We start from the raw sequence: 8,185 nt of genomic DNA on the forward strand, positions 1-8,185 counted from the left end.
TATATAATTAATCGTAAAGAATCGATATCGGCACTTTCTCACTATGGTTTCGCTTGAATAATCATGTCTAGTAAGATTTTGGTAGCATTAGACCCCTCAGATACTAATAAAAGTGTCTTTGACACTGCTGTATTTCTGGCGCAAACAACTCATGCCAAACTTATTCTATTACAGATTATTCCACCTGCTCCCGAAGATGAATCTCTAATCTCAGTTTATGAAGAACCATGGCAAATATTCCAAAAAAGAGGATTGGAAGCATTACAATCGCTTACCCAAGAAGCAACAACAGCAGGAATCAATGCTAAATTTATTCAAGACTTTGGTAATCCTGGGCGTACTATTTGCGATTTTGCTCAAACATGGTCAGCCGATCTAATCGTAGTGGGTAGTAGAGGTCTTACGGGTGCCAAGGAAATGCTTCTGGGCAGCGTGAGTAATTATGTGACCCATCATGCTCCCTGTTCGGTTTTAATTGTACGTCAAACTCTCAACAAATGATAGATTTTGGTCAATAGACCGACTGGAAAAGATTATGTACCAATAGTGTAAAATTATGAGCGATAATCCCTGCGTCGTCTCTCATCTGGGATTTACCACCCGCAGCAACCAGTACCAGGTTGATTTCGATTACGATTTGTATTCCAAGCGGGGACACCATCGTTGTTTCTTAGCTCGATGACGCGATCGCCTTGCCGTATTTCAGCAGCCATGATGACAGGCTCGCCAGCCCAATTAACTCTAGAACCCCTAACCACAATTTCTTCACCTGAGTTTACTTGAAAGCCTCGATCCTCAAGATACCTCGAAGGACCTAGATGCACGGGTACAGTACCTTCTTCAGTTTCTACTAATATCTCTCTACCTTGAGACATCCCATTCCCTGGCGTAAAAGCGTTTGTACTAACAACTGTTCCCCGAATTGTCTCGACTGTATTGACGTTGTACATACCGCCGTAGCGATTATGATGTCCCCTACCTCTCATTCCACCATGATGGTGTCTACCTCTGCCATAACCTCGATTGGGATAGGGCTGATTTGTTTCTGGCTGTGATGGTGGATAAGATTGTTGTTGTCGCTGCGCTACTGTCTCGGCTAAAGCTCGATCGGTTTTTAGTATTGGTAGTGCTAAACCAGCAACAGCAATTATAGTTATAGCTTGATTAACTTTGTCTGTTTTCATTTTTTCTCCTATCGAACAATCTCGATCTAATGATTAATTACTCTAAAGTTGAATAAACTCGATCTCCTATTCTTAAGTTAGTAATTAAAATTGAGGAATTTATGAAGCACTTTTTTTCTTTAAAAACGCGCAACGAGCGATCGCATATTTCTTCTAGATCGCACCTTAAGTTTGGCTAATATTTACAAAAAGTAAAAAAACAGGAAAGATTAGCTAATACCCATTTTCAGCCATTAGCTAGAGAGATAATAAATGGTATAAGAATATTTTCGTTGTGGTTTAGATCGTGTGCGCTCTATTATTAGGAAACAAGTGATTTTTTTCGAGAAGGTTTTGGTTTAGTGATTACCTTGACTGAACCATTAACTATAGTTTGACAAGCTAAACGATAATTATTTGGTTTCTTTTTCAATTTACGTTGTTCAAAATCTGTTTTAGGGGATAAGTTTTCCATCCCATCAGCAATTTCAACCAAGCAAGTGGCACATTGCCCAAGACCACCGCAGTTTCTTAGTTTGCCTCCTAAAGTATAAATATCAATTTTATTTTGCAGGGCTTCGGAGCGTAAATTAGAACTCTGTGCTGCGATTGCTTCTTTATCTTCTTTTACAAAGGTAATAGTCGTCATAGAATTTTTCTTTGGTTAAATATTCAAATAAATGTGTGTGACCTAAGTTGCCATTAAAAAAATTTTGTCGCAACTGGGCATTTTCAGACTCGCCCATGCCATCTAAATATAGATTAGAAAAAAACTTTGAGGAACTTATGAGGAACAAAGAATATGTTCGCAATTGGCTCAATAGTATATCTAGTGCATCGAAAAAGTGGCAAAGTAGTAAAATGACAACGTTTTAGAACAATGTCGATCGCCTTTTAAATTTTGTTTTCTAGCTAAATTATGCACAACATTTTATTAATGTCGGACGAAGCTCGCTCCGCCTTTATCGCCATGAAAAGCCGTGAGGAACATAAACTGGCTGCCTGTTGCGAACCCAGGGACGCAGATATATTTTGGTTAAGATTTGAACGTTATTTTGAAGATTTGTACTATCCTCTCATAAAAGTTTATGGCGATTACGAGGATGCTATAGAACAATTTAGAATTTTGTTCGACCATATGGTTGAGGCATATGCAGCCAGACCTCAAGCCCTAAGACTTCTCGATCTAGAAAGGCAATTTACCCCACAGTGGTTTCAGCAACCGAACATGGTAGGTTACACCTGTTACGCCGACCTATTTGCCGATAATCTTAATGGAGTACGAGAAAAAATTAGCTATTTCCAAGAACTTGGTATTACTTACCTCCACTTAATGCCCCTGCTTGAGCCGAGTCCAGGGCTGAGTGATGGAGGCTATGCCGTAAAAAACTACCGTAAGGTTAATCCAGAATTAGGCACAATGTCCGATCTACGACAGCTTGCTAACGAACTGCATGACTGTGGTATCAGTCTGTGCTTAGATCTGGTGCTAAACCATACTGCCAAAGAACACGAGTGGGCTCAACGGGCAATGGCTGGAGAAGAAGAGTATCTTGACTATTACTATACTTTTGGCGATCGCACCTTACCAGATGCCTACGAACAAACACTGCCAGAAATATTCCCCAATGACGCACCAGGTAACTTTACCTGGTATCCCCAGATGGCGAGCAAAGGTCGCTGGGTTTGGACAACCTTTAATGAATTCCAATGGGATCTTAACTATACCAATCCCACGGTGTTTCGCGAAATGGTCGATCTGATGTTTTTCCTTGCCAATCAGGGAGCGGACGTTTTACGGTTTGATGCTATACCATTTATTTGGAAACGCCTGGGAACAAACTGCCAGAATCAGCCTGAAGTGTTTCAACTCATTCAGGCGTTTCGTGCTATTATGCGAGTCGTTGCCCCAGGAATGATACTCAAGGCCGAAGCGATCGTACCACCCGATGCTCTCCTGCAATATCTTGGTGTTAAATCAACGGTGGAGAAACAGTGCGAACTGGCTTATAACAATCAGTTAATGGTAGTGCTTTGGAGTTCTTTAGCTACCCGCAACGTTTCTCTAATGACCCAGGTGTTTCACGATCTACCACGAACGATGATCGGCTGCGCTTTCATTAACTACGTTGGCAACCACGATGATATTGGCTGGGCAATGACTGATGAGGCACTTGCAGCAGTAGGTGAAAACGGTTTTCTCCATCGCCAATTCCTGAATCAATTCTACACTGATACCTACCCTGATTCTTTTGCCAAGGGAACTTTGTTTCAGTTTAATCCCGAAACCAAAGATGCTCGGATTACTGGCACTACAGCTTCTCTGGCTGGATTAGAAAAAGCCCTAGCCACAGGAGATAGCAATAAAATTGACTTAGCGGTACGTCGTATTCTGCTGCTGCACAGTATCATTTTAGGCTTTGGTGGCATTCCCTTAATTTATATGGGAGATGAGTTAGGGGTACTCAACGATTTTTCTTACTTAAGCGATCCTCTAAAAGCTGGTGATAGCCGTTGGATCGCTCGATCGCCTATGGATTGGTCTAAAGCTGCTAAACGTCACGATCCTAATACTGTTGAAGGGAAAATCTTTCAAGGTTTAGTTCATTTAATCAAAGTTCGCAAGTCCACCTCACTGCTGCACTGTTTTTCTTACTTCCAACCAATGTGGACTGACAACGAACATATATTGGCTTACTGTCAAAAGCGGGCAGAAGGAACGCTAATGGTGCTGGCTAACTTTCAGTCAACCGAACAATCGGTCACTGCCAAAATGCTAGAGTACGGCGGTCTTATAGGAAAGATCCGCAATTTGCTCGCTAACAATGTTTCCCCAATTATTGCTAATGAACGCATCTATCTACAAGCCTATGAGACTATGTGGTTGGTAAGCGATGAATTTACCTTGTTCTAGCTTCTATTTTAGGCGTTGCTGATTAAGTAATGTTCTATCAAGTATTACTGCTCTAAGCTCTAAGCTCTAAGCTCTAAGCTCTAAGCTTTTTAAGAAAATAGTCTATTTCGATAGGAACAAAAAAATGCTCAACAGCATTACAATTAACCAACGCCCTATTTTAAAGAAAAGTCTAATTAGTATCAGCAGTTTTTAGGACAATAAAAACCGAACAGGGAGCATGATGGGTTACATAGTTGCTAACGCTACCCAGAAACATCTCTTTAATACCTGTTAAACCCCTGCTACCAACCACGATTAGATCTGCCGACCATGTTTGAGCTAAGTTACAAATAGTTTCCCCCCGATCGCCTAAAGTTTGGGTAAATTCGGCGTTAACTCCTGCTGCTGTTGCTTCTTTAACAAGCGATCGCATTACTTTTAGCCTCTGTTGCTGTTGCCGTTCGAGTTCTTGCCAGTGTTGATCGTAAGCTTCTAAAATAGATGAGTCTAAGGGATTGCCTTCTCGTTTTAGGTCAATAGACGAACTTGAATCGTCGTTTTCTTGATCCGACAAAACGTGCAGCAGCATCAAGCTTGCGCCAGTGGTTTTTGCCAAATATACAGCAGTTTCAAAAACATCTTTGCTTGCGGTTGAACGGTCTATTGCCACGATCATTCATTGAACATTGAACATTGAACATTGAACAGTGAACATGAAGAACTGTTGCGCGCACAGTTAACCTCTCTTGGTTATTGTTACTGTATTTATTCTTAATGCAAATTCTTGTATGATTGCCTAACTTTAATTGTCTAGTACTATTCCAACTTCACCACCATCTTGCCAATATTTTTGCCTTCAAACAGACCAAGGAATGCGCTAACAGCTCGATCGATCCCAGTTACCAACGTTTCTTTGCTTTTTAGTTGACCCGCTTGGAAATAACCGCCTACTTCCCGTTCAAATTCATCTTGGCGATCGAGCCAATCGCTAACAATCAAACCTTTCATCGTTAATCGTTTGGTAGTCATATTAAAAAGATTGTGCGGTGCAGATGGGGGCTTCGTTGCGTTGTAACCTGAAATACTGCCACAGGCGATAATTCGACCATGTACCCGTAGAACTGAGAGGGCTGCTTCAAGCATCTCGCCACCTACATTATCGAAATAGACATCAATTCCATCTGGAGCAGCTAGTTCTAGCTGTTCGAGGACAGAATCACTTTTGTAATTAAAAGCTTTATCAAATCCACATTCTTCCTGAAGAAATTTAATTTTTTCTGACGAACCAGCAGTTCCGATAACTCGACATCCTCGTATTTTTGCTAGTTGCCCAGCTACACTTCCTACCGCACCAGCCGCCCCCGAAATGAAAACTATGTCGCCCGCCTTGACCTCGACCAAGTTTAATCCTGCCCAAGCGGTCATGCCAGTCATACCCAAAGCACCGAGGTAAATTGAAAGTGGTTGAATTTTGCGCTCGACCTGATGCAAATCCTGCGGTGCAGCGATGAAGTATTCTCGCCAACCAAAGTTAGATGTAACGATATCACCGGGTTGGAAATTGGGCGATCGCGATTCGATCACTTCGCCTACTGCTCCACCTTCTAGGGGTTTGTCTAACTCAAACGGTGGAACATAGGACTTTCTATCGGTCATACGACCGCGCATATATGGATCGACTGACATATAGAGGTTCCGCACCAGCACTTGCTGATTTTGTAGCGACTCTAGTTCGGTTTGAACCAGAGCAAAGTTATCTTCCGTGGGTATTCCCTTGGGACGGGATATCAACTGAATTTCCTGACTTTTAATAGCTGTCATCTTTTTCTCTCGAATAAATTAAATTTAAACCAAATGCGCTTCTAAGAACCAAAGACGTAGATCGATCGTCCGCGAAATCTCGGTATACAAATCGGCTGTATCGGCATCGCCCATTTCATCAGTAGTATCGATCGCCTCACGCAGGTGTTTACCATAGACTGCATAGCGATCGGCTAGAGCCGTAACGTGTTCGACCCCGCTAATAGCATCAAGGGGATATTCGGGCAAAATTGACTTGGAAGCAGCAATTCGTGCCGTTCCCATAGCCTTACCTGCCAAAGCCGTCACTCTTTCTGCCACCATATCGGTGTATTCTTCTAGCTCCGCAGCCATTTCATCAAACAGTTCGTGTAGCTGATAAAAATTCATACCTCTAACGTTCCAGTGTGCTTGTTTAGTTTGGGTTTTTAGATCCAAAGTAGCAGCAAGAGTTTGATTTAATAGTCCAGTAACTTCAAGACGACAGTCTTTAGGTAGATCGATTCTACTAGGATAGAGTTGCGTTTTGTTAATTGTAGAAACCATATGTTTAATTCTCCTTTGTATTTATTTGATTTAAACTTCAATATCGATTGATTAGATAAAAGCAATATCCAAGAACGTCACTTCATTCATCATTCACCATTTATCAGTTGGCTGTTTAATGTTCACTGTTCAATGTTCAATGTTCAATGTTCAATGAATGATCGTGGCAATAGATCTGCTTTATTCTCCTCAATTTCTTTAAGCTAATGTGCGAGAATTCTCCTCAACTAAATGCTGGAAATTATCACGCCACTCATCAAATTTGGTGACATAGTTGTATCCGCAAACAGTATCAAGCGATTGCTCGGAAATAATTTCTAGTATCCGTGATGCACGTTTACGTGTCTCGTCTTGCGGTCCAAAAGGGTTAAACCGCATCTTAGAACCTGGAGGAAAGGCATAGTCGCAAATAAACAACACCTTGCCATAGATGTACGAGGTAAAACCTGGCGTATGTCCGCCTATATGGAAAGCTTCAATGCCATGCTCGCTAAAGTCACCCTCAAACTCTCGATCGACTGGAAATTGTCTGGCAAGTGGATGTTCGGCATCAAAAGCGTGCAGATAAACTTTCGCATCCCAGGCTTCACGATACTGGTTGGATGCACCCATAAAATCCTTGTGGGTGAAGTAGATCGATTCTACTGGTTTTAAGTCGGGATCGAATACTGATGGACAATCAATCCAAACAGCAGCATCATCTGTTTCAATACGATAAGCAGCGTGTTCTAAACCAAGACGAGGCACTGATAGCAACTGCGTAACGTAGTCATTTACACGATACGATGTTACGCGATAGATCTGCTGTGCCTCATCCCAAGGTACAAACTCATTATGGTTTGCTCCGCAAAACGGACAAACATCAGGTATATCGCCAATCATGTTATAGCCACAAACAATGCAAATAGATTGATTATGATTCATTTCCTATTTCTCCGAAAAGATTGGGTTCTTTGTTGTTTAAAAGACTTAGTTAAGATTTTGCTGAGGATTGGGGTTCTTTTTCCAAGTAAGAACTTGATTTAGCTACAAATTCATGTTTTCTAAAAGTTAGTTTTTCAGAAGTAGAAGAAGTTAATTCTCGTTGCTTGCCCTGAAACGATTGAGAATCATAATTGACCGAGACAGAGGTGTTGGCAGTTTTTAGCACAATTAAAACCGAACAGGGGGCATGATGAGTTACATAATTACTAACGCTACCCAAAAACATCTCTTTAATACCAGACAAGCCTCTGGTACCGACCAAGATCAAATCTGCCGACCATGCTTGGGCTATATCGCAAATATCACGTCCAGGATTGCCACAAAATTGGGTAAATTCAGCATTGACTCCTGCTGTTGTTGCTTCTCGAACGAGCGATCGCAAAAATTCTACTCCTTCTGCTTCATATTTATGCCACTGTTCTTCATACGCTTTGAGAAGTGATTCGCTCATTACATTGTATCTGATACCAGAGTAGACAAATAGAGTTGGATCTTGTTTTTCTTCATTCGCTAAAACGTGCAGCAGCATCAAGCTTGCTCCAGTTGTTTTTGCCAGAGATACAGCAGTTTCAAAAACATCCCTGCTTGCGGTTGAACGATCTATTGCTACCAAAATTTTATTGAACATCTTAATTACCTCGCTTAAATATATATATAGGAAAGTAATTTGAGGAACTTATGAGGAAAATTTTTCCTAGAAAAAATAGCGATCGCACATCATTCACTTACAATAAGCTTGCTAGAGTGAAGAAAGACCTCAAATTATGCTTAAAACTTAGATGAGACTTTTATTGGT

At 41.2% G+C, this 8,185-nt stretch carries 9 protein-coding genes; 2 read left to right on the plus strand and 7 right to left on the minus strand.

The features are described from left to right. Nucleotides 1-63: 63 nt before the first annotated feature. Nucleotides 64-501 carry a universal stress protein gene (locus C7B62_RS06320; RefSeq protein ID WP_106233763.1) on the plus strand — a complete coding sequence of 146 codons (438 nt, stop codon included), beginning with the start codon at nucleotides 64-66 and terminating at the stop codon, nucleotides 499-501. 92 nt (nucleotides 502-593) lie between these two features. Here the strand turns inward: C7B62_RS06320 and C7B62_RS06325 are convergent, their stop codons facing one another. Both C7B62_RS06325 and C7B62_RS06330 read right to left on the minus strand, forming a co-directional pair. Further along, complete coding sequence (locus tag C7B62_RS06325) at nucleotides 594-1,184, minus strand: hypothetical protein (RefSeq protein WP_106233764.1); 591 nt, start codon at nucleotides 1,182-1,184, stop codon at nucleotides 594-596. 301 nt (nucleotides 1,185-1,485) lie between these two features. Continuing rightward, nucleotides 1,486-1,812: a 2Fe-2S iron-sulfur cluster-binding protein gene (locus C7B62_RS06330; RefSeq protein ID WP_106233765.1), complete on the minus strand. Its 327-nt coding sequence runs from the start codon at nucleotides 1,810-1,812 to the stop codon at nucleotides 1,486-1,488. A 270-nt stretch (nucleotides 1,813-2,082) separates the two neighbouring features. On the opposite strand from C7B62_RS06330, the gene C7B62_RS06335 reads away from it, so the two are divergent. Further along, on the plus strand, nucleotides 2,083-4,077 hold the full coding sequence (locus tag C7B62_RS06335; RefSeq protein ID WP_106233766.1) for an alpha-amylase family protein: 1,995 nt from the start codon (nucleotides 2,083-2,085) through the stop codon (nucleotides 4,075-4,077). Between the two features lie 172 nt (nucleotides 4,078-4,249). Here C7B62_RS06335 and C7B62_RS06340 read toward each other — a convergent pair whose 3' ends face one another. From C7B62_RS06340 to C7B62_RS06360, 5 genes are all read right to left on the minus strand, one after another. Next, a complete protein-coding gene (locus tag C7B62_RS06340) occupies nucleotides 4,250-4,735 on the minus strand; it encodes a universal stress protein (RefSeq protein ID WP_233219835.1) in 486 nt (161 codons plus the stop codon). 140 nt (nucleotides 4,736-4,875) lie between these two features. Further along, on the minus strand, nucleotides 4,876-5,880 hold the full coding sequence (locus C7B62_RS06345) for an NADP-dependent oxidoreductase (protein ID WP_106233767.1): 1,005 nt from the start codon (nucleotides 5,878-5,880) through the stop codon (nucleotides 4,876-4,878). 24 nt (nucleotides 5,881-5,904) lie between these two features. After that, on the minus strand, nucleotides 5,905-6,405 hold the full coding sequence (gene dps / locus C7B62_RS06350) for a DNA starvation/stationary phase protection protein Dps (RefSeq protein ID WP_106233768.1): 501 nt from the start codon (nucleotides 6,403-6,405) through the stop codon (nucleotides 5,905-5,907). Nucleotides 6,406-6,603: 198 nt separating this feature from the next. Then, complete coding sequence (locus C7B62_RS06355; protein ID WP_106233769.1) at nucleotides 6,604-7,329, minus strand: MBL fold metallo-hydrolase; 726 nt, start codon at nucleotides 7,327-7,329, stop codon at nucleotides 6,604-6,606. A 49-nt stretch (nucleotides 7,330-7,378) separates the two neighbouring features. After that, nucleotides 7,379-8,017 (minus strand): universal stress protein, encoded by a 639-nt coding sequence (locus C7B62_RS06360; protein WP_106233770.1) that lies wholly within the window; start codon nucleotides 8,015-8,017, stop codon nucleotides 7,379-7,381. Between the last annotated feature and the right edge of the window lie 168 nt (nucleotides 8,018-8,185).

This window comes from Pleurocapsa sp. CCALA 161 (assembly GCF_003003995.1).
Taxonomy (GTDB): domain Bacteria; phylum Cyanobacteriota; class Cyanobacteriia; order Cyanobacteriales; family Xenococcaceae; genus Waterburya.

Coding starts and splice junctions, on each gene's coding strand:
- C7B62_RS06320 (WP_106233763.1), top strand. CDS start 64: ATGTCTAGTAAGATTTTGGTAGCATTAGACCCCTCAGATACTAATAAA.
- C7B62_RS06325 (WP_106233764.1), bottom strand. CDS start 1,184: ATGAAAACAGACAAAGTTAATCAAGCTATAACTATAATTGCTGTTGCT.
- C7B62_RS06330 (WP_106233765.1), bottom strand. CDS start 1,812: ATGACGACTATTACCTTTGTAAAAGAAGATAAAGAAGCAATCGCAGCA.
- C7B62_RS06335 (WP_106233766.1), top strand. CDS start 2,083: ATGCACAACATTTTATTAATGTCGGACGAAGCTCGCTCCGCCTTTATC.
- C7B62_RS06340 (WP_233219835.1), bottom strand. CDS start 4,735: ATGATCGTGGCAATAGACCGTTCAACCGCAAGCAAAGATGTTTTTGAA.
- C7B62_RS06345 (WP_106233767.1), bottom strand. CDS start 5,880: ATGACAGCTATTAAAAGTCAGGAAATTCAGTTGATATCCCGTCCCAAG.
- dps (WP_106233768.1), bottom strand. CDS start 6,405: ATGGTTTCTACAATTAACAAAACGCAACTCTATCCTAGTAGAATCGAT.
- C7B62_RS06355 (WP_106233769.1), bottom strand. CDS start 7,329: ATGAATCATAATCAATCTATTTGCATTGTTTGTGGCTATAACATGATT.
- C7B62_RS06360 (WP_106233770.1), bottom strand. CDS start 8,017: ATGTTCAATAAAATTTTGGTAGCAATAGATCGTTCAACCGCAAGCAGG.